This is a genomic window from Klenkia marina, from assembly GCF_900101025.1.
In the GTDB taxonomy this organism is placed as follows: Bacteria; Actinomycetota; Actinomycetes; order Mycobacteriales; family Geodermatophilaceae; genus Klenkia; species Klenkia marina.
On sequence record NZ_FMUH01000001.1, the window covers coordinates 927,701 to 947,043 of the forward strand.

Annotated in this window: 18 protein-coding genes; 8 read left to right on the forward strand and 10 right to left on the reverse strand. The window is 74.4% G+C overall.

The window, feature by feature from the left end; all coding sequences use genetic code 11:
• Nucleotides 1-10: 10 nt before the first annotated feature.
• Nucleotides 11-298 carry an HU family DNA-binding protein gene (locus BLP29_RS04555; protein WP_207798288.1) on the forward strand — a complete coding sequence of 96 codons (288 nt, stop codon included), beginning with the start codon at nt 11-13 and terminating at the stop codon, nt 296-298.
• A 141-nt stretch (nt 299-439) separates the two neighbouring features.
• Nucleotides 440-1,657 carry a serine hydrolase domain-containing protein gene (locus BLP29_RS04560; protein ID WP_165839276.1) on the forward strand — a complete coding sequence of 406 codons (1,218 nt, stop codon included), beginning with the start codon at nt 440-442 and terminating at the stop codon, nt 1,655-1,657.
• Between the two features lies 1 nt (nt 1,658).
• Here the strand turns inward: BLP29_RS04560 and glsA are convergent, their stop codons facing one another.
• Nucleotides 1,659-2,591 carry a glutaminase A gene (gene glsA / locus BLP29_RS04565; protein WP_207798289.1) on the reverse strand — a complete coding sequence of 311 codons (933 nt, stop codon included), beginning with the start codon at nt 2,589-2,591 and terminating at the stop codon, nt 1,659-1,661.
• 129 nt (nt 2,592-2,720) lie between these two features.
• On the opposite strand from glsA, the gene BLP29_RS04570 reads away from it, so the two are divergent.
• Both BLP29_RS04570 and BLP29_RS04575 read left to right on the forward strand, forming a co-directional pair.
• Complete coding sequence (locus BLP29_RS04570; protein ID WP_092800132.1) at nt 2,721-3,146, forward strand: PaaI family thioesterase; 426 nt, start codon at nt 2,721-2,723, stop codon at nt 3,144-3,146.
• Between the two features lie 59 nt (nt 3,147-3,205).
• Nucleotides 3,206-4,810, forward strand: a complete 1,605-nt coding sequence (locus tag BLP29_RS04575) for a 4-coumarate--CoA ligase family protein (protein ID WP_092800135.1) — start codon at nt 3,206-3,208, stop codon at nt 4,808-4,810.
• Between the two features lie 72 nt (nt 4,811-4,882).
• Here the strand turns inward: BLP29_RS04575 and BLP29_RS04580 are convergent, their stop codons facing one another.
• Nucleotides 4,883-6,103: an FAD-binding domain-containing protein gene (locus BLP29_RS04580; protein WP_092800138.1), complete on the reverse strand. Its 1,221-nt coding sequence runs from the start codon at nt 6,101-6,103 to the stop codon at nt 4,883-4,885.
• A 59-nt stretch (nt 6,104-6,162) separates the two neighbouring features.
• On the opposite strand from BLP29_RS04580, the gene BLP29_RS04585 reads away from it, so the two are divergent.
• Complete coding sequence (locus BLP29_RS04585) at nt 6,163-7,143, forward strand: NAD(P)H-quinone oxidoreductase (RefSeq protein ID WP_092800141.1); 981 nt, start codon at nt 6,163-6,165, stop codon at nt 7,141-7,143.
• 12 nt (nt 7,144-7,155) lie between these two features.
• On the opposite strand, the gene BLP29_RS04590 is transcribed toward BLP29_RS04585, so the two are convergent.
• Nucleotides 7,156-8,373: a cysteine desulfurase-like protein gene (locus tag BLP29_RS04590; protein ID WP_092800144.1), complete on the reverse strand. Its 1,218-nt coding sequence runs from the start codon at nt 8,371-8,373 to the stop codon at nt 7,156-7,158.
• Nucleotides 8,374-8,468: 95 nt separating this feature from the next.
• Between BLP29_RS04590 and BLP29_RS04595 the strand changes: the two genes are divergently transcribed.
• The gene (locus tag BLP29_RS04595; protein WP_092800147.1) at nt 8,469-9,005 is read left to right on the forward strand and encodes a bacterial proteasome activator family protein; all 537 of its coding nucleotides are present in this window, start codon (nt 8,469-8,471) and stop codon (nt 9,003-9,005) included.
• A gap of 81 nt (nt 9,006-9,086) precedes the next feature.
• On the forward strand, nt 9,087-10,478 hold the full coding sequence (locus tag BLP29_RS04600; RefSeq protein ID WP_207798290.1) for a PepSY-associated TM helix domain-containing protein: 1,392 nt from the start codon (nt 9,087-9,089) through the stop codon (nt 10,476-10,478).
• Here BLP29_RS04600 and BLP29_RS04605 read toward each other — a convergent pair.
• The 5 genes from BLP29_RS04605 to serS form a co-directional block, all read right to left on the reverse strand.
• Nucleotides 10,475-12,085 (reverse strand): methyl-accepting chemotaxis protein, encoded by a 1,611-nt coding sequence (locus BLP29_RS04605; RefSeq protein ID WP_092800150.1) that lies wholly within the window; start codon nt 12,083-12,085, stop codon nt 10,475-10,477. The two genes, BLP29_RS04600 and BLP29_RS04605, sit on opposite strands and share 4 nt — an antisense overlap.
• A 143-nt stretch (nt 12,086-12,228) precedes the next feature.
• Entirely contained in the window at nt 12,229-14,070 is a 1,842-nt protein-coding gene (gene ilvD, locus BLP29_RS04610; protein WP_092800153.1) for a dihydroxy-acid dehydratase, read from the reverse strand.
• A 9-nt stretch (nt 14,071-14,079) separates the two neighbouring features.
• A complete protein-coding gene (locus BLP29_RS04615; protein ID WP_092800156.1) occupies nt 14,080-14,886 on the reverse strand; it encodes an HAD family hydrolase in 807 nt (268 codons plus the stop codon).
• The gene (locus BLP29_RS04620) at nt 14,883-15,812 is read right to left on the reverse strand and encodes an HAD family hydrolase (protein WP_243469685.1); all 930 of its coding nucleotides are present in this window, start codon (nt 15,810-15,812) and stop codon (nt 14,883-14,885) included. The genes BLP29_RS04615 and BLP29_RS04620 overlap by 4 nt, the downstream gene beginning before the upstream one ends.
• Entirely contained in the window at nt 15,809-17,095 is a 1,287-nt protein-coding gene (gene serS / locus BLP29_RS04625) for a serine--tRNA ligase (protein WP_092800159.1), read from the reverse strand. The genes BLP29_RS04620 and serS overlap by 4 nt, the downstream gene beginning before the upstream one ends.
• 84 nt (nt 17,096-17,179) lie before the next feature.
• On the opposite strand from serS, the gene BLP29_RS04630 reads away from it, so the two are divergent.
• The gene (locus BLP29_RS04630) at nt 17,180-17,608 is read left to right on the forward strand and encodes an ATP-binding protein (protein WP_165839277.1); all 429 of its coding nucleotides are present in this window, start codon (nt 17,180-17,182) and stop codon (nt 17,606-17,608) included.
• A 115-nt stretch (nt 17,609-17,723) separates the two neighbouring features.
• On the opposite strand, the gene BLP29_RS04635 is transcribed toward BLP29_RS04630, so the two are convergent.
• The gene (locus tag BLP29_RS04635) at nt 17,724-18,434 is read right to left on the reverse strand and encodes a hypothetical protein (protein WP_207798291.1); all 711 of its coding nucleotides are present in this window, start codon (nt 18,432-18,434) and stop codon (nt 17,724-17,726) included.
• Nucleotides 18,435-18,541: 107 nt separating this feature from the next.
• Nucleotides 18,542-19,318, reverse strand: a complete 777-nt coding sequence (gene cobF / locus BLP29_RS04640; protein WP_243469686.1) for a precorrin-6A synthase (deacetylating) — start codon at nt 19,316-19,318, stop codon at nt 18,542-18,544.
• Nucleotides 19,319-19,343 lie beyond the last annotated feature (25 nt).

Genomic DNA, 19,343 nt, shown 5'->3' on the forward strand with positions numbered 1-19,343 from the left:
AGGAACCGCTGTGAACAAGGCCGAACTCGTCTCCGCCGTCGCCAAGCGTGCCGACGTCCCCGCCAGCACCGTCGACTCCGTCATCGCCGCCCTCGGCGAGGAGTTCGTCGAGGCCCTCACCCGCGGCGACAAGATCGCCATCGCCGGGCTGCTCACCCTCGAGCGCACCACCCGCTCGGCCCGCACCGGCCGCAACCCGCAGACCGGTGAGTCGATCGAGATCGCCGCGGCGAACACCGCGAAGCTGACCGCCGGCTCGAACCTCAAGAAGGCCGCCGCCGCCGTCCCGGTGAAGTAGAAGGACCCCTCGCTGCCGATGCGCAGCGTCGATCAGGTCCCCTGATCGAACTCCGTCCCCCTCCACGAGATCTGGTGGAGGGGGACGGACCCTTGTGGGGGGAGACGGGTCCCCGTCGGACCCCCGGTGCAGGATGCGGATGTGCTCACCGTGGAGAACGACCCCGCCGCCGCCGGACTCGACGCGACCCGCCTGGCCCGGCTCGACGCCCGGCTGGCCCGCTGGGTCGACGGCGGGCAGCTGCCCGGGTTCCTGGTCACCGTGTCCCGCCACGGCGACCTCGTGCACGTGGGCGCCCGGGGCCACCGCGACGTCGAGGCCGGCCTGCCGGTCACCCCGGACACGATCTGGCGCATCTACTCGATGACCAAGCCGGTCACCTCCGTCGCGGCGATGTCGCTGTACGAGGAGGGCGCCTTCGAGCTCACCGACCCGATCAGCCGGTGGCTCCCCGAGTTCGCCGAGCCGCGCGTCTACGTCGCCGGCAGCTCCGCCCGCCCGGTCACCGAGCCGGCCACCGAGCCGATCCGCATCTGGCACCTGCTCACCCACACCGCCGGGCTCACCTACGGCTTCCACCACACCCACCCGGTCGACGCCATGTACCGGGCCGCCGGGCACGAGTGGGGCACCCCACCCGGCGCCGACTCCGCCGAGGTCAGCCGGCAGTGGGCCGCGCTGCCGCTGGTCTTCCAGCCCGGCAGCGAGTGGAACTACGGCGTCTCCACCGACGTGCTCGGCCGACTGGTCGAGGTGGTGGCGGGCAAGCCGCTCGACGAGGTGTTCGCCGAGCGGGTGTTCGGGCCGTTGGGCATGACCGAGACCTCGTTCGGCCTGCGCCCGGACGACGACCCGGCCCTGCTGGCGCGCCTCTACGCCCCGGGCCTGACCCCCCTGGCCGCCTTCGAGCCCGCCGCGAAGCAGAAGCCGGCGTTCCTGTCCGGCGGCGGTGGGCTGGTGTCCACCGCCGGTGACTACCTGAAGTTCGTCGAGATGCTGCGCGCCGGCGGGGCCGCCCCCGACGGCCGACGCGTGCTGGGCTCGCGCACCGTCGCCCACATGGTGCGCAACCACATCCCGGGCGGTGCCGACCTCGAGACCTACGGGCGACCGCTGTTCGCCGAGACGCCCCTGCGCGGGGTCGGCTTCGGGCTGGGCTTCTCGATGGTGCTCGACCCGGCGCGCTACGGCACCGTCGCCTCGGTGGGCGACTACTCGTGGGGCGGGGCGGCGTCCACGGCGTTCTACGTCGACCCGGTCGAGGACCTCGTCGTCACCTTCTACACGCAGCTGCTGCCCTCCAGCACCCTGCCCATCCGCGGCTACCTGCGGTCGCTGGTGCACCAGGCGCTGCTGTAGCTCACAACAGCGAGAGCCCCAGCCGCTCGCTCAGCAGGTGCAGGGCCGCACGTCCGGCACGGGAGTTGCCCGCCGCGTCGAGCGGGGGCGACCACGCGCACACCCCGAACCGGTTCGGCACGTCGCCCATGACCGCCCCGGCGACCCCGCTCTTGCACGGGAACCCGACGTCGTAGGCGAACTGGCCGGCGGCGTCGTAGGTACCGCAGGTCAGCATGACGGCGTTGACCCGGCGGGCCAGCGGCTCGGCCAGCACCCTCCGACCGGTGCGGGGGTCGACCCCGTCCGACGCCAGGAACCGCGACGCCCGGGCCAGCTGCCGAGCGGTGACCTGCAGTGCGCACAGCTGGGCATAGGCGTCGACCACCTCGGCCGGCGGGTGGTGGAAGTTCCCGTACGAGCTCATCAGCCACGCCATGGCCGTGTTCAGGTCGGCCCCCTCCCGCTCCTCCGCCAGCACCGAGGGGTCGGGTGCCAGCCGCTCGCCGACCAGGTCCGAGAGCAGGTCGGCGACGGCGTCCCGGGCGGCGTCCGCCGAGCCGGTGGCGCCGACCAGCACGTCGCACACGACCACCGCACCGGCGTTGATGAACGGGTTGCGCGGGATGCCGTGCTCGCGCTCGAGCTGCACGAGCGAGTCGAACGGGTCACCCGAGGGTTCCCGGCCCACCCGTGCGAACACCTCCTCGCCGACCAGCCGGAGGGCCGCGGTCAGCGAGAACACCTTCACCACGCTCTGCACCGGGAACCCGACGTCGGCGTCCCCGGCCACGTGCTCGGTCCCGTCGAGCTCGCACAGGGCCAAGCCGAAGTGCTCCGGACCGATCCCGGGTTCGTGCACCTGGTCGTCCTCGGCGAGCGGGCGGGCCTCGGCGGCCACCCCCTCGAGGGTGTGGGTGAGGTCGTCGGGCAGGTCGTCGGGATGCGGGGGCACACCCGAGGCTGTCACGGACGGGGGCCGTCAGCTGGTCGAGCTGGTGGTGACCGGGGCCCGTCCCCCCGACCCGGGGCGGGATCCGGTCCCGTAGCCGGGCCCCCGCACCGTCGCGGCTACCGTCCGGGCATGGCCGCCACCGGGTTCCACACCGCCGACGAGCTCAACGACCTGCTGCCGGGCACCCTGCCCGGGCTGGTCGGGGTGGTCGTGGACACCCACGAGACCGGCCGGCTCACCAGCCACCTCGACGTGCGGCCCGAGGTGCTCGCACCCAACGGCTACCTGCACGCCGCGACGGTGGTCGCACTGGCCGACACCTCGTGCGGGCTGGCGACCCGCGCGCTGCTGCCCGAGGGCGCGACCGGGTTCACCACGATCGAGCTGAAGAGCAACTTCCTCGGCACGGCGCGCGAGGGGCGCATCGACTGCGTGGCCAGCAACGTGCACGCCGGCCGCACCACCCAGGTCTGGGACGCCGTCGTCACGAACGCGGCCACCGGCTCGACCACCGCGCTCTTCCGCTGCACGCAGCAGGTGCTCTGGCCCCGCTGACGGCACCGGATCGGCGGGTGTGAGACTGGCGTCACGTCCACCCCCAGGAGGAGAACCCCGTGGTGCTCGCCAGCCGCTTCCCCGACGTCGAGATCCCCGACGTCGCCGTGCCCGCCTACGTGCTGGCCCGCTCGCGCGAGCTGGGTGACGCCCCGGCGCTGGTCGACGGCCTGACGGGCGAGACCATCACCCACGCCCAGCTGGTCGGGTACGTCGACCGGTTCGCCGCCGCCCTGCACGCCCGCGGCCTGGGCAAGGGCGACGTCGTCGCGGTCTTCTCCCCCAACACCATCTGGTTCCCGGTGGTCTTCCACGGCATCGCCGCGGCCGGCTGCGTGATGAGCCCGATCAACTCGCTCTACACGCCCGACGAGATCGCGTTCCAGCTCAGGGACTCGCGGGCGAAGCTGCTGGTCACCGTCTCGCCGTTCCTCGACCGCGCCCGCCCCGCGATGGTGGCCGCCGGCGTCACCGACCTCGTGGTGCTCGACGGCGCCGAGGGGGCCGACAGCCTGCGCGACCTGCTCACCACGCAGGCGCCGTCGGTGGACCCCGACCTCGACCCGGCCACCGACCTGGTCACGTTGCCCTACTCCAGCGGCACCACCGGGCTGCCCAAGGGCGTCATGCTCACCCACCGCAACCTGGTGGCCAACGTGGCGCAGACCCGGCCGCTCATCGACCTGGCCCCCGACGGCGAGCGGATCATCGCCGTCCTGCCGTTCTTCCACATCTACGGCCTCACCGTGCTGATGAACCAGGGTCTGCAGTGGGGCGGCGCGGTCATCACGCTGCCGCGGTTCGACCTCGAGCAGTTCCTCCGGGCCATCCAGGACCACGAGGTGACCCGCGCGTTCGTGGCCCCGCCGATCCTGCTGGCGCTGGCCAAGCACCCGCTGGTCGAGCAGTTCGACCTCTCCAGCCTGCGGTCGATCAACTCCGGCGCCGCCCCGCTCGACGAGTCGTTGGCGCTGGCCGCCCAGAGCCGGCTGCGCGAGCTGGCCGGCACCGGCGACGAGGGCGTCACCGTCGCGCAGGGCTACGGCATGACCGAGCTGTCGCCGGTCAGCCACACCACGCCCGACCGCGGGCTCAGCCCGGTCGGCGACCCCGACGTCCCGAAGGGCTCGGTCGGCTACGCCCTCCCGGGCACCGAGTGCCGGCTGATCGACCCCGCGACCGGCGAGGACGCCGCCGCGGGCGAGCGCGGCGAGCTGTGGGTGCGCGGGCCGCAGGTGATGGCCGGGTACCTCAACAACGAGCAGGCCACCAGCGACACCCTCGACGGCGAGGGCTGGCTGCACACCGGCGACGTGGCAGTGGTCGACGAGCTGGGCCGCTACACCGTGGTCGACCGGGTCAAGGAGCTGATCAAGTACAAGGGCTACCAGGTGGCCCCGGCCGAGCTCGAGGCCGTGCTCATCGGCCACCCCGGCATCGCCGACGCCGCCGTGATCGGGGTCAAGGACGAGGAGTCCGGCGAGGAGCTGCCCAAGGCCTTCCTGGTCCGGGCGCCCGGCTCGGAGATCACCGAGGACGAGGTCAAGGCCTACATGGCCGAGAAGGTGGCCCCGCACAAGAAGATCCGCCTCGTCGAGTTCATCGAGCAGGTGCCCAAGAGCGCCGCCGGCAAGATCCTCCGCAAGGAGCTCCGCGCCCGCTGAGCGTCGTGACCTCGCAGAACCGCAACGCCGCCACACCGACCACCGGCGCGTCGCCGTTGCGGTTCTGCACGGTCAACGGCGGGGCAGGCCCTTGCGCCAGGCGCTGAAGCTGCTCACCGGGCCCGCCCCCGGACGGTGCAGCCACGGCCACGGGTGCAGCTCCACCGGGCGGACCTCGGCGGCGAGGCGGCGGAACCCCGGCACGGGGGCATGGGTGACGGCGACCTGCCGTCCGACGAGCACCTCGGCGGGGTCGCCGAGGTGCAGCTCCACCTCGCGGTCGAGCGCCAGCTCCGCCAGGGTCTCGGCGAGGAACACCAGCCGCTTCGACGCCAGTCGCAGCCGGGCGAGCAGCGGCTCGTCGAACACGAACACCACCGGCAGGTCGGGGTGCGCGGCCAGCGCGGGGTCCGCCGTCCCCAGGGACTCCGCGGTCAGCCAGACCGCGGCCGGCGCGCCCGTGGACTCGACCGCGGCCGGGCCGGCCGTGACCTCAGGCGACGGGTCGGCGGCCAGCAACGGCTCGCGGGGCAGCCAGCGGGTGGGCTGGTCGTCCGGCCAGGCCTCGATCGGGCAGTCGGTGGCCAGCGGGCAGCGCTCGCACAGCCCGGGCGCACGCTTGCGCACCTGCCAGCGCGAGAACCCGTAGGCCTTGCCGTTGCCGGCGCCGACGGTCCACTGCCAGCCCACCCGGTTGGCCGCCCGCGAGCCGTCGAGCAGCCGGGCGTACAGCTCGTCCTCACCCGCGGCCCAGTCGTGCCCGGCCCGCACGGTCCACTGGGAGGACACCCACATGCGGGTCTGGTTGACCAGCCAGCCGTCGTCGTCCAGCTCGCCGAGCACGGTGTCCAGGCAGAGCATGTCGCGGGGCCAGGGCTCCTGCCAGCGGGCGTGCGCCCGGGCCGGCTCGGCCCGCAGCGCCGAGCGGGTGCGGGTGCCCAGCCGGGCGTAGAGGTGCCGGCTGTACTCCTGCCAGAGCAGCTCGTCGCGGTACTTCGTGCGGTCCCTGGTGGGGGCGTCGGCGACGGCGTCCCAGACCTCGCCCAGCTGCAGCAGCCCGTGCCGGACGTACGGGCTCATCGCGCTCGCCCCGCGGCGCTCGGGTGGCAGCACCTGGCTGCGGCGACCGGCGTACCCGGCGACGTCGAGGGTGGCGAGCGCGGCGTCGGCGGCGGCCTGGCCCCCGCGGAACCGGCCCGAGGGGCGCACGGCGTCGTCGCGGTGCAGGTGGCCGAGGTGCTCGCCCACCCAGGCGGGGACGGCGTCGACGGCGGGGACGGGGAGCTGGTGCACGCCCCACCCTGCGGGTTGCCGCCCGGGCGCGCTCACCGACCGGCCCCTACGGTCGGGGCATGCGTGCGATCACCCAGGAGTCCCCCGGCGGCCCCGACACCCTGGTGTGGGGCGAGGTCCCCGATCCGGTCGCCGGCGAGGGCGAGGTCGTGCTCGACGTCGTGGCGAGCGCCGTGAACCGGGCCGACCTGCTGCAGCGCGAGGGCAACTACCCGGTGCCGCCGGGCGCCAGCGAGGTGCTGGGCCTGGAGTGCAGCGGCATCGTCAGCGAGGTCGGCCCGGGCGTCGAGGGCTGGCGGGTCGGCGACGAGGTGTGCGCCCTGCTGGCCGGCGGCGGGTACGCCGAGCGCGTCGCCGTCCCCGCGGCGCAGCTGCTCCCCCGACCCGCCGGGGTCGAGCTGGCCGCGGCCGCCGCGTTGCCCGAGGTCGCCTGCACCGTGTGGTCCAACGTGTTCATGCAGGCCGGGCTGGCCGCGGGTGAGCTGCTGCTGGTGCACGGCGGCGGCAGCGGCATCGGTACCATGGCCATCCAGCTGGCGAAGCGGGCCGGTGCCCGGGTGGCCACCACGGCCGGCAGCGCAGAGAAGCTGGCCTTCTGCCGCGAGCTGGGCGCCGACATCACGATCAACTACCGGGACGAGGACTTCGTCGAGGTGGTGCGGGCCGCCGGCGGGGCCGACGTCGTGCTGGACAACATGGGCGCGGCCTACCTGGCCCGCAACGTCGCCGCCCTGGCCCCGGACGGCCGGATCACCGTCATCGGCATGCAGGGCGGTCGCAAGGGCGAGCTGGACATCGGCGCGCTGCTGGCCAAGCGGGGCAGCGTCTACGCCGCCGGGCTGCGCGGGCGACCGGTCGAGGGGCGCCACGGCAAGGGCGCGGTGGTCGCCGCCGTCCGGGCGCACGTGTGGCCCGACGTCGAGGCCGGCCGGGTGCGGCCGGTCGTGCACACCCGGCTGCCCATGGCCCGGGCCGCCGACGGGCACCGCATCCTCGAGGAGAGCTCGCACACCGGCAAGGTGCTGCTGGTCAACGACTGAGGAAGGACCCGTTCAGGCGAGGGCGGCGACCGCGTCGACGACGCGGTCGACCTCCTCCATCGTGTTGTAGTGCAGCACCCCGAGCCGCACGGCCCCGCCCTGCTCGTTGACGCCCAGTGCGTCGAACAGCTCGCCGGACTGGTAGTCGCCGTCCCAGGCGCAGATGCTGCGGCGGGCGAGCTCGCGGGCCACCGCGCGCGGGGTCATGCGCGAGACGGTGAACGACAGCGTCGGGGTGCGGTACAGCGGCGACCCGAGCACCTGCACGTGCCGCATGCCCCGCAGTTCCCGGTCCAGCCGGTCGAACAGCGTGCCCTCGTAGCGCACCACCTCGGCCATCGAGGTGGCCAACCGCTCGCGGCGGGTGCCGGTGGCGTCCGGCGCGAGCGCAGCCAGGTGCTCCACGGCCGCCGAGACCCCGGCGAACAGCTCGAAGGCGGCCGTGCCGGTCTCGAACCGCTCGGGCACCCGGTCCGAGGTGGGCACCCGCCGGTCGGGGTCCAGGGACTCCAGCAGGTCGGGGTCGGCCACGACGGCGCCGACGTGCGGGCCGCACCACTTGTAGGCCGCCATCGACAGGAAGTCCGCGCCGCTGGCGGTGAGGTCGACCAGCCCGTGCGGCACGGCGTGCGCGCCGTCGACGAACACCAGGGCCCCGACCGCGTGCGCCCGGTCGGCGATCGCGCGGACGTCGGGGCGGGTGCCGATCGCGTTGCTGGCCATGGTGACCGCCACCAGCCGGGTGCGGTCGGTGAGCAGCTCGTCGTACTGCCACTCGGGCAGCTCGCCGGACTCGATGTCCACCTCGGCCCACTTGACCAGCAGCCCGGCCTCCTCGGCCAGCTGCACCCACGGACGGATGTTGGCGTCGTGGTCGAGCCGGCTGACCACGATCTCGTCGCCGGGCCGCCAGGCCTTGGCCAGCGTGCGGGCGAACGTGTAGGTCAGCGAGGTCAGGTTCGGGCCGAGGACGACACCGCGCGGTTGACCACCCACCAGGTCCGCGATCGCCGACCGGGCCCCCGCGACCAGCTGCTCGGCCCGGGCGGACGACGGGAAGACCCCGCCCCGGTTGGCGATCGGCACGCGCATGGCCTGGGACACCGCCCGCAGCACGCTCTCGGGCACCAGCGACCCGGCCGGGCCGTCGGCGTGCACCAGGCCGTCGGAGAGCCCGGGGAACAGCCCGCGCACGCGCGCCACGTCCAGCCGTGCGGCCCCCGGTCCCATGCCCCGCACCCTAACCGTGCGGCCGTCACCGTGAGGGGCCGATCCGTCACAGGGGCCGCCGGGCCCGGCGCGGGCCGCCCGGGCAGGATGGGGGCATGACTGCACCCGAAGCCCAGGGCCAGCCCGGCCGCCAGGTCGTCGTCGTCGGCCCCGACGGGCAACCGGTGGGCGCCGTGCCGATGCCCGGCGTCGGCGAGGGTGCCGAGGGGGCCGAGGGCCTCGACGGCATGGTCGAGCAGCCCGCCAAGGTCATGCGCATCGGCACCATGATCAAGCAGCTGCTGGAGGAGGTGCGGGCCGCTCCGCTCGACGACGCCAGCCGCAACCGGCTCCGGGACATCCACGCCGCCTCGATCCGCGAGCTGGAGGACGGCCTGTCCCCCGAGCTGCGCGAGGAGCTCGAGCGCATCGCGCTCCCCTTCACCGCCGACGAGACCCCCAGCGACGCCGAGCTGCGCATCGCCCAGGCGCAGCTGGTCGGCTGGCTCGAGGGCGTGTTCCACGGCATCCAGACCGCGCTGTTCGCCCAGCAGATGGCCGCCCGGGCCCAGCTCGACGAGATGCGGCGCAAGGCGCTGCCCGGCGGCCCGCAGGGCGCGGCCCCGCAGCCCGGGGGCGGTCAGTACCTGTAGTCCGGGAACTCCCCGCCGTCCGGTGACGACTGATCACCGAGACGGCGGCCCCCGGGGTCGGCGCCCGATCCCTGGAGACCCGTGTCGCTGGACAGCACCACCCGCCCCGCCCCACCCGTCGCCCGCCCGGGCACCTGGGCACTGCTGCGCCCGTTGCTGCTGCGGCTGCACTTCTGCGCGGGCGTGCTCATCGGGCCGTTCCTGCTCGTGGCTGCCCTCTCCGGTGCGGCCTACGCGCTGAGCCCCCAGGTCGAGCGGGTGGTGTACGCCGACCTGCTCACCGGCGGCGCGCCCGACCCGACGGTCTCGCTGGCCGACCAGGTCGCCACCGCCGAGCAGGTCACCACGGTCGACGGCCTGGTCGCCGTCCGGCCGGCGCCCGAGGGCGGCACCACCCGGGTGCTGTTCGACGACGGCACGCTGGCCGAGTCCACCCGGCACGCGGTCTTCCTCGACCCGGCCACCGGCGAGGTGCTCGGCCAGGAGGACGTCTACGGGACGTCGGGTGCCCTGCCGGTGCGGGCCTGGGTCTCCGACCTGCACCGCACCCTGCACCTGGGGGACGTCGGACGGCTCTACAGCGAGCTGGCCGCCTCCTGGCTGTGGGTGGTGGCCCTGGGCGGGCTGGCGCTGTGGGTCGCCCGGGCGCGGGCCCGGCGCTCGGCCCGCGCCGCGCTGCTGCCCGACCGCGCCGCCACCGGCCGGTCCCGTACCCGCTCGTGGCACGCGGTGCTGGGCACCTGGTCGGTGCTGGGCTTCCTCATGCTCTCGGCCACCGGGCTCACCTGGTCGGCCTACGCCGGGGCGCACGTCACCGACCTGCGCGCGGCGCTGGGCTGGTCGAACCCGGCGCTGGCCACCAGCCACGAGGGCATGGCGGTGGACGAGCACGCCGGGCACGGCGGCGGCGCCGCCCCCCGACCCGTCGACGCCGCCGTGGACCCCGCCGACGTCGACCCGGTCTGGGCGGCGGCGGTCGGGGCGGGGATCACCAGCGACGAGGTGGAGATCGCGCTGCCGGCCGCCCCCGGGTCGTTCTGGACCGTGACCGAGGTGCACCGGGCCTTCCCGACCGCCGTCGACGCAGCCGCGGTCGACCCCGACGGCTTCCAGGTCGTGGACACGACCCGCTTCGCGGACCACCCGCTGATGGCCAAGCTGGCCCGCTGGGGCGTCGACCTGCACATGGGCGTGCTGTTCGGGGTGGCCAACCAGGTCGCCCTGGCCGGCCTCGCGCTCGGGTTGGCCGCGGTGGTGGTGCTGGGCTACCGCATGTGGTGGCAGCGCTCGCGCCGGTGGCCCGCCCCCGCCGGGCTGGGCCGGCTGCCCCGCCCGATGCTGGCCGGTCTCGCCGTCCTCACGGTGGCGGTCGGCTGGTTCCTGCCCCTGCTCGGGGTCAGCCTGGCCGCCTTCCTGGCGGTCGACGTCCTGCTGGCCCGCCGTCGGAGGACGGCGGGCCAGCAGTCCGCCTAGATCCGGAAGCGGGCGACGGCGAGCTCGAGGTCCTGGCCCATGGTGGCCAGCTCGGCACTGGCCGCCCGGGTCGCGGCGACCCGCTCGCCGGCGGCGCGGGCGCCCTCGGCCAGCCCGGCGATGGCGCCGGAGATCTCCTCGGTACCGGCGGCCGCGGCAGCCACGTTGCGGTTCATCTCGGTCGTGGTGGCGGTCTGCTCCTCGACGGCGGCCGCGATCGTCGCCTGGTAGTCGTTGATCTCGCCGATCACCGAGGAGATGCGCCCGATGGCCTCGACCGCGCCGGCGGTGTCGCCCTGGATGGTCTCGACCCGCCGGGCGATGTCCTCGGTGGCCCGGGCGGTCTCCTGCGCCAGCTCCTTGACCTCGCTGGCCACGACCGCGAAGCCCTTGCCGGCCTCGCCGGCCCGCGCCGCCTCGATGGTGGCGTTGAGCGCCAGCAGGTTGGTCTGCTCGGCGATCGCGGTGATCAGCTTGACCACCGAGGCGATCTCCTGGGACGACTCCCCGAGCGTGTGCACGGTGCGGGTGGTCTCCGCGGCGACGTCGACGGCCTGCGCGGCGACCTGCGAGGCCTGCTGGGCGTTGTGCGCGATCTCCCCGATCGCCGAGCGCATCTGCTCCGACCCGGCCGAGACGGTGGCCACGTTGCCCGAGACCTCGCCGGCGGAGGCCACCACGACCTCGGTGCGGCGGGCGGCCTGGGCGGAGTCCTGGGCGACGACCTCGGCTCCGGCCGACAGCTCCGACGAGGCGGCCGACAGCCGGGTGGCCGACCCGGTGACGACGGCGAACACCTCGGCCAGGCCGTCCAGCGTCCGGTCCAGCGAGCGGGCGACGTCGCCGAGCTCGTCACGGCCGGCCGCGCCGACCCGCACCCGCAGGTCACCGTCGGCCACCTGGCCGAGGACCTCCTGGATGCGGCCCACGGGACGGGTGACGCTGCGGGCCACCAGCACGGCCAGCGCGATCGCCGCGACCAGCGCCGCGGCGGCGATGGCGACGGTGGTGGTGCGGGCGGACTCGTAGTCGGCGCGGGCGCCCTCGGTGATGGCCGTCGCCGTCGCCGTCGCCGCCGCGGTGGCGTCGACCAACGCCTGGGCGAGGATCTGCTGCTGCTGGCCCATGGTGGCCAGCAGGGCCGGGGCCTGCGAGTCGTCGCCGCTGGTGCGGGTGCCGACGAGCGAGACCAGCGCCGTGTCGTAGGCCGCCTTCGCGGTGGTGAAGTCGGCGACGGCCGTACGCGCGGCGTCGTCCAGCGGGAGCGCGGTCAGGGCCTGCAGCTGCCGGCCCACCTCGGCGTTCAGGTCCTGGGCGTTCTTCTGCCAGCGCGCCGTGTCCGACGGGGGCAGACCCTGGATCGAGGAACGGGCCTCCTCGGTGGACTGCTGCCACCAGGTGGCCTGCAGGGTGCGCAGGGCGTCGAGCGGGACCATCCCCTCGGAGGCCACCCGCTGCGCCTCGGCGCTCAGCCCGGACATCCGGGCGACGGCGAACCCGGCGATGCCGGCGCACGCGGCGGCGACGACCAGGATGGCGGCCAGCAGCCGGGCGCGGAGGCCCCACGACGACGGGGCGAGACGGGACGGTGCGGCGCCGGTGGCCATGCAGGAGCTCCTGGGGGTGCGGACGGGGCGGTTCTCGATCCGCACGCACCTTCGGCAGCCGCGGCGGGGCCCTTGAGCCCCGCCGCGAATCAGCGCGGTGACCGTCCCCCCGGCGTCGACATGTCGGTCGCCGGGGGGACGGATCAGGGCAGCCGGCGGACGGCGCCGGTGTCGGCGCCCGAGGTCAGCGCGGCGTAGGCGCGCAGCGCACGGGACACCGGACGGTCCCGCTCGGCCGGCTGCCACGGCCGCTCCGAGGCCTCCATCTTGGCCCGGCGGTCGGCCAGCTCGGCGTCGTCGACGGCCACCTCGAGCAGCCGGCGGTGCACGTCGATGGTGATGACGTCGCCGTCGCGCACCAGCCCGATCGCACCCCCCGCTGCGGCCTCGGGGGCCATGTGGCCGACCGAGATGCCGCTGGACCCGCCGGAGAACCGGCCGTCGGTGATCAGCGCGCACTTCTTGCCCATGCCGGTGCCCTTGAGGAAGGCCGTGGGGTGCAGCATCTCCTGCATCCCGGGGCCGCCGGCCGGGCCCTCGTAACGGACGACCAGCACCTCGCCGGCCTGGATGGTCTTGGAGAGGATCACCTCGACCGCGGCCTCCTGGCTCTCGACCACACGGGCCGGACCGGTGAAGACCCACAGCTCCTCGGGGATGCCGGCGGTCTTGATCACCGACCCCTGCGGGGCCAGGTTGCCGGTGAGCACGGCCAGGCCGCCGTCGACGGTGTGCGCGTGCGCGACGTCGTGGATGCAGCCCTCGGCGGCGTCGGTGTCGAGCGAGCTCCACCGGTTCGCGGTGGAGAACGCCTGCGTGGTGCGCACGCCGCCGGGGGCGGCGTGGAACAGCTCGATCGCCTCGTCCGACGCCGACCCGCCGCGGACGTCCCAGCGGTCCAGCCACTCGGCCAGCGACGACGCGTGGACGGCGTGCACGTCCTCGTCCAGCATCCCGCCGCGGCGCAGCTCGCCCAGGATGGCCGGGATGCCGCCGGCGCGGTGCACGTCCTCCATGTGGAAGTCGGAGTTCGGCGACACCTTGGCCAGGCAGGGCACCCGCCGGGAGATGGCGTCGATGTCGGCCAGGGTGAAGTCGACCTCGCCCTCCGCGGCGGCGGCCAGCACGTGCAGCACGGTGTTGGTCGACCCGCCCATGGCGACGTCGAGGGCCATGGCGTTCTCGAAGGCGGCCTTCGTGGCGATCCCGCGGGGCAGCGCGCTCGCGTCGTCCTCGAAGTACCAGCGCTTCGCCAGGTCCATGACGGTGTGCCCGGCCTGCACGAAGAGCTGGCGGCGGGCCTCGTGGGTGGCCAGCGTCGACCCGTTGCCCGGGAGCGAGAGGCCCAGCGCCTCGGTCAGGCAGTTCATCGAGTTCGCGGTGAACATGCCCGAGCACGAGCCGCAGGTCGGGCAGGCCGACCGCTCGACCTCGCTGAGCCCGGCCTCGTCGACCGCCTCGGACGCCGACGCCGAGATCGCGGTGATCAGGTCGGTCGGCGCCTGCGCGACCCCGTTCACCACCACCGCCTTGCCGGCCTCCATCGGCCCGCCGGAGACGAACACGGTCGGGATGTTCAGCCGCATGGCCGCGTTCAGCATGCCCGGGGTGATCTTGTCGCAGTTGGAGATGCAGACCAGGGCGTCGGCGGCGTGCCCGTTGACCATGTACTCGACGGCGTCGGAGATGACCTCGCGGCTGGGCAGCGAGTAGAGCATCCCGCCGTGGCCCATCGCGATGCCGTCGTCCACGGCGATGGTGTGGAACTCCTTGGGCACCCCGCCGGCCGCACGCACCGCGTCGGCCACGATGTCGCCCATGTCCTTGAGGTGCACGTGCCCGGGCACGAACTGGGTGTAGGAGTTCGCGATCGCGACGATCGGCTTGCCGAAGTCGTCCTCGCCGGTGCCGGTCGCCCGCCACAGCGCACGGGCGCCGGCGGCGTTGCGGCCCTGGGTGGTGACGTCGGAACGCAGGTGGGGCATCGCGGTCTCCTAGCGAAGGGAGGCGAGGAAGCGGGCCACGCCGTCCTCGTCGTTGGTGTCGGTGATGTCGGTGGCGGCGGCCAGGACGTCGGGGTGCGCGTTGCCCATGGCGACCGCGCGGCCACCGCCCTCGCGCAGCCAGTGGAAGGCCGCGAGGTCGTTGGGCATGTCGCCGAAGAAGACGACGTCGGCCGCGGTGAGCCCCCGGGCGGCGCACACCTCGGCCAGCCCGGTGGCCTTGCTGATGCCCGGGGCCGAGATCTCGGCCATGGCGTCGGAGGAGGAGTTGGTGACGGTGGCCCGGTCGCCGACCACCTCGGCCACGAGCGCCAGGAACTCCTCGCGCGGCAGCTGCTCGTGCCGGGCCAGGAGCTTGGCCGCGGGCGCGGCGACCATCTCCTCCAGCGTGGCCTGCGCGACGCCGGGGGCGTCGACGTCCCAGCGGGGCTGGTACACCGGCTCGTGCCGGAACTCCAGGCCGTACTCGACCGCGAACCAGGTGTCGGGCTGGGCGGTCCGCAGCCGGCCGGTGACCTCGCGCAGCACCTCGGGGGCGACCGTGTGCTCGGCGAGCACCTCGAACCGCTCGAGGTCCAGCTGCACCGCGCCGTTGCAGCAGATCGCCGTCCCGGTCGTGATCACCTCGCGGATCGCGACCATCCAGCGCGGCGGACGGCCGGTGGCCAGCACGAACGGCACGCCGTCCTCGCCCCACAGCCGCAGCTGGTCCAGCGTGGCCGGGGCGACGGTCTCGTCGCTGCGCAGCAGCGTGCCGTCCATGTCGCTCGCGATGAGCTTCGGTCGCCAGTCGCTCATGGGTGCAGGGCCTCCAGGTAGCGGGCGACGCCGTCGGCGTCGTGGCCGCTGGTGCGTGCGGTGGCCGCCGCCAGGACGGCGGGGTGGGCGTTGGCGACGGCGACCGAGCGGCCGCCGGCCGCGGTCACCGCGGTGATCATGGGCAGGTCGTTGGGCATGTCGCCGAACACCAGGACGTCGGGCAGGGCGACCCCGAACCGCTCGAGCGCCACCGCCAGACCCGAGGCCTTGGTGACGCCGGGGGGCAGCACCTCGATGAAGCCCAGGCCCGCGTGGGTGACCTCGGCGACCGCGGGGTCGGTGACCGAGCGGGCCAGCGACAGCAGCTCGTCCTGCCCGAGCGTCTCCGAGCGCAGGAACACCTTGAGCACGGGGCCGGCGGGCAGCACCTCGTGCCGCGGGAGGAGGTCGGCCGGCTCGGGGTAGGGCCACTCGAAGCCGTGCTGCACCCGCAGCGGGGAGAGCGCCTCGCTCTGGGTGGCCGCGTCCTCGACGGCCAGCACCAGCTCGCCGGTCACCGCCTCGATCGCGTCGATCACCGCCTGCGCCTCGTCCCGGGGCAGCCCGACCGTGCGCAGCACCTCGTCGTCGGCGGGGGTCTGCCCGAACGCGACCACGAAGCCGCCCTGCGCCAGCACGCCGATGCCGCGCCCGCCGAGCGTCGTCCGCACGCTGTCCAGCAGCCGCGGCCCGCGGCCGGTGACGCCGACGACCGGCACCCCGGCCACCCAGCTGGCCTCCATCGCGGCGCGGGTGCGGTCGCTGACCGTGCCGTGCCGGGTGAGCAGCGTGCCGTCGAGGTCGGTGGCCACCAGCCGGGGGCGCCAGGGCCCGAGGTCACCGAGCTCGACGACCTCGTCGCTGCCGGCTCCCCCGCTGTGCTGGGGCAGCGTGTTCGCCGCCCGCGCCGGGATGTGGGACGTCACGGGGTGGGCACGAGGGACATGCCCGGCCGGAGCTCCTCGAGGCCGCCCAGCCAGGGCCGCAGCGCGACCGGCACGTGCACCGAGCCGTCGGCGCGCTGGTGGAACTCCAGCAGGCAGGCGATGGTGCGGGCGATGGCGCAGGCGGTGCCGTTGAGGGTGGCCACGGTCTGCGGCTTGCCGTCGGCGTCGCGCGAGCGGATGCCCAGCCGGCGGGCCTGGAACGTGGTGCAGTCCGAGGTCGAGGTGAGCTCGCGGTAGGTGCCCTGGGTGGGGAACCACGCCTCGAGGTCGTACTTGCGCGAGGCGCTGGTGCCCAGGTCGCCGGCGGCGATGTCGACCACGCGGTAGGGCAGCTCGAGGGCCTGCAGGAACTCCTCCTCGAACTGCAGCAGCCGCAGGTGCTCGGCGGCGGCGTCCTCGGGGGCGCAGAAGCTGAACAGCTCGACCTTGTCGAACCAGTGCACGCGGATGATGCCCTTGGTGTCCTTGCCGTAGGAGCCGGCCTCGCGGCGGAAGCAGGCGCTCCACCCGGCGTAGCGCTTCGGCCCGGCGGAGAGGTCGAGCACCTCGTCGCCGTGCATGGCCGCGATCGGGACCTCGGAGGTGCCCACCAGGTAGAGGTCGTCGCGCTCGACCCGGTAGACCTCCTCGTCGTGCTCGGTGAGGAAGCCGGTGGCGGCCATCGCCTCGGGGCGCACCAGCGCCGGGGCGACCACCGGGGTGAACCCGGCGGCGACGGCCCGGGTGATGGCCAGCTGGGCGAGGGCGAACTCGAGCAGCGCGCCCGGACCGGTGAGGAAGTAGAAGCGCGACCCGGAGACCTTGGCGCCGCGCTCCATGTCGATCGCGCCCAGGGCGGTGCCGATCTCGAGGTGGTCGCGCACCTCGAAGTCGTAGGTGGGCACCTCGCCGACGTGGCGCAGGGTGACCGAGTCGTCCTCGCCGCCGGGGGGCACCTCGGGGGCCACGACGTTGGCGATCGACATGTGCGCCGCGCGCAGGGCCTCGTCGGCGACGCGGGCGGCCTCCTCGGCGGCCTTCACCTCAGCAGCCAGGGCCTTCGCCCGCTCCAGGACGGCGGGCCGCTCCTCGGGGGTGGCCTTCTTCACCGACTGGGAGGCGGCCTTCTGCTCGGCCCGCAGGTCGTCGGCGCGGTGCACGGCGGCGCGGCGCTCGGTGTCGGCGGTCAGCAGCCGGTCCACCGCGGACTCGTCGTCGCCGCGGGCCCGCTGGCTGGCGCGGACGAGGTCGGGGTTCTCACGCAGGAGCCGCAGGTCGATCACGTGTCGATGGTAGGTGGGTGGGCGTTTCCACCTCCGGCGCGTCGGGGCATGCCGCTGGTGGACGTCGACCGGAGGAGGACTGCCGTGGCCGAGCACACGACCGCCTGGCAGCAGCACCACCCACCGGAGGCCCGACCGCTGTGGCACTGGGCGCCCACCGGGCTGGCCGACCTGCCCCGCATCCGCCGGGACCTGCGCGACCGGATCAGCGAGCACCGCACGGACGGCCGTCCCGCCGTGGCCGACCCCGACATGTTCGTGCTGGCCGTCGACGAGCTGATGTCCAACGCGCTGCGGCACGGCCGCACCCCCGTCGAGGTGGACATCGGCCGCACCGACGACGCCTGGCTGCTCACCGTCTGCGACCGGGCGGTCGAGGACCCGCCGCGCCCGGCGCTGGACCGCGACCCGGCCGAGGGCGGGATGGGGCTGGGGCTGGTCGCGCACGCCGCGCTCGGCGAGGGCTGGTACGCCAGCGACGCCGGCAAGCACGTGTGGGTGCTCCTCCCCTGAACGCACGGAACCCCCACCGCCCGGAGGCGGTGGGGGAACGTGCCGTGCTGGAACGGCCCGGCTGCGGGGCCCCGCTACGCGCGGAGCGCGTCGTGGGGGGCAGCCGGGTCCTTCATCAGGCGGTGGGGATCGTCAGGGTGGCGACACCGACCAGGAAGTTGTCCGGGACGGCGCCGGGGGCACCCAGGGTGGTGTTGAGGAACTCGGCGGCGGCCGGGGAGACCTCGACCTTGGTGCCGGTCAGGATCGCGTTGCCCGAGGAGTCCACGGTGACGGGCTCCAGGGTGGTGCCGTTCAGGTTGAACAGCGGGAACGACGGGGCGGCGAGCTCACCGTTCACCGAGACGTCGGCGAAGAGGATCGCCGGCTTGCTCGGGACGACGACGAAGTTCTCGAGCTGGATGACGTTCGCGCCGGCGGTCAGCGAGATACCCGAGCCCTGGTGGAAGATCGCGCCCTGGACGAACGGGCGGTAGCCCGAGTCCTTGTCGTAGACGGTGGCGGTGCCGCCGGTGATCGGGAAGTCGAGGGTGGTGCCCTCGAGGGTGGCCCCGCCGATGACGCCCGGGGTGACGCCCAGGCCGGTGATGGCGTCGAGGAAGCCCTGGTCCAGGGCCACGGCCGTGTCGCCGCCGGAGATCGCCGGGATGGTGGCGATCGGCTCGGGGTTGGTCACGGTCGACTCGGTGGCCGCGGCGGCGGAGGTGCTGGTGCCCGCGCTGGAGCTCGTGCCGGAGTCGGAGCTGCAGGCAGCCAGGCCGAGGGCGGCGCTCATGGCGACGGCGGCGACGGCGGTGCGCTTGGCGGTGGTCTTGTTCAGGTTCACGGTCGAGCTCCTCGTGTGTGTTCGACATCCGGGTCGTCCGGGGGGTCACGAGGAGTTCGGGCTCGGGTCAAGATCTGGATGTCACGGTTCGATAACGGTCAACCCGATCACGGACGACGCAGCAGGTAGGTGTCCATGACCCACCCCTTGCGCTCGCGGGCGGCGGCCCGCACCTCGGCGATCTCGTCGACCACGTCGGCGAGCTTCCCGGACACCAGCAGCTCGTCGGGGGTGCCGAGGAAGGCGCCCCAGTAGATGTCGAGGTCCAGGTCGGCGTAGCGCCGGCAGACCAGCTCGCTGTCGAGCATCACCACGACGTCGTCGGCGTTCGGCGGGAACTCCCGGGCCAGCCGCCGGCCGGTGGTCAGGTGCACCGCGCCGCCCACGCGGTTGAGCAGGATGCGGTGCCGGGCGGTGAGCGCCTGCACGCTGGTGATGCCGGGGACGACGTCCCACTCGATCTCCAGCTCGCCGGCCGCGGCGATCTCCTCGAGCACCCGGATGGTGCCGTCGTAGAGCGAGGGGTCGCCCCACACCAGGAAGCCGCCGGTGCCGCCGTCGGGGACCTCGTCGGCGATGGCCTGCTGCAGCAGCACGGCCCGGTCGGTGCGCCAGTCGTCGACCGCGCGGGTGTACCGGTCGACCTTCGCCACCGAGGCGGGGTCGCGGTCGCGCTCGGGGTCGGACAGCTCGACGAACCGGTACTCGCCCTCGACGAACCGCTCGCACACGTCGCGGCGGGCCGCGGTGAGGTCGGCGGTGGCCGGCCCCTTGTCCAGCACGAGGAACACGTCGACCTCGTTGAGCGCGCGCACGGCGCCGACGGTGACGAAGTCGGGGTCGCCCGCCCCGATGCCGATGACCAGCAGACGTCGCATGCTCATGAGCCAACCAGACCCGGGATGCGGG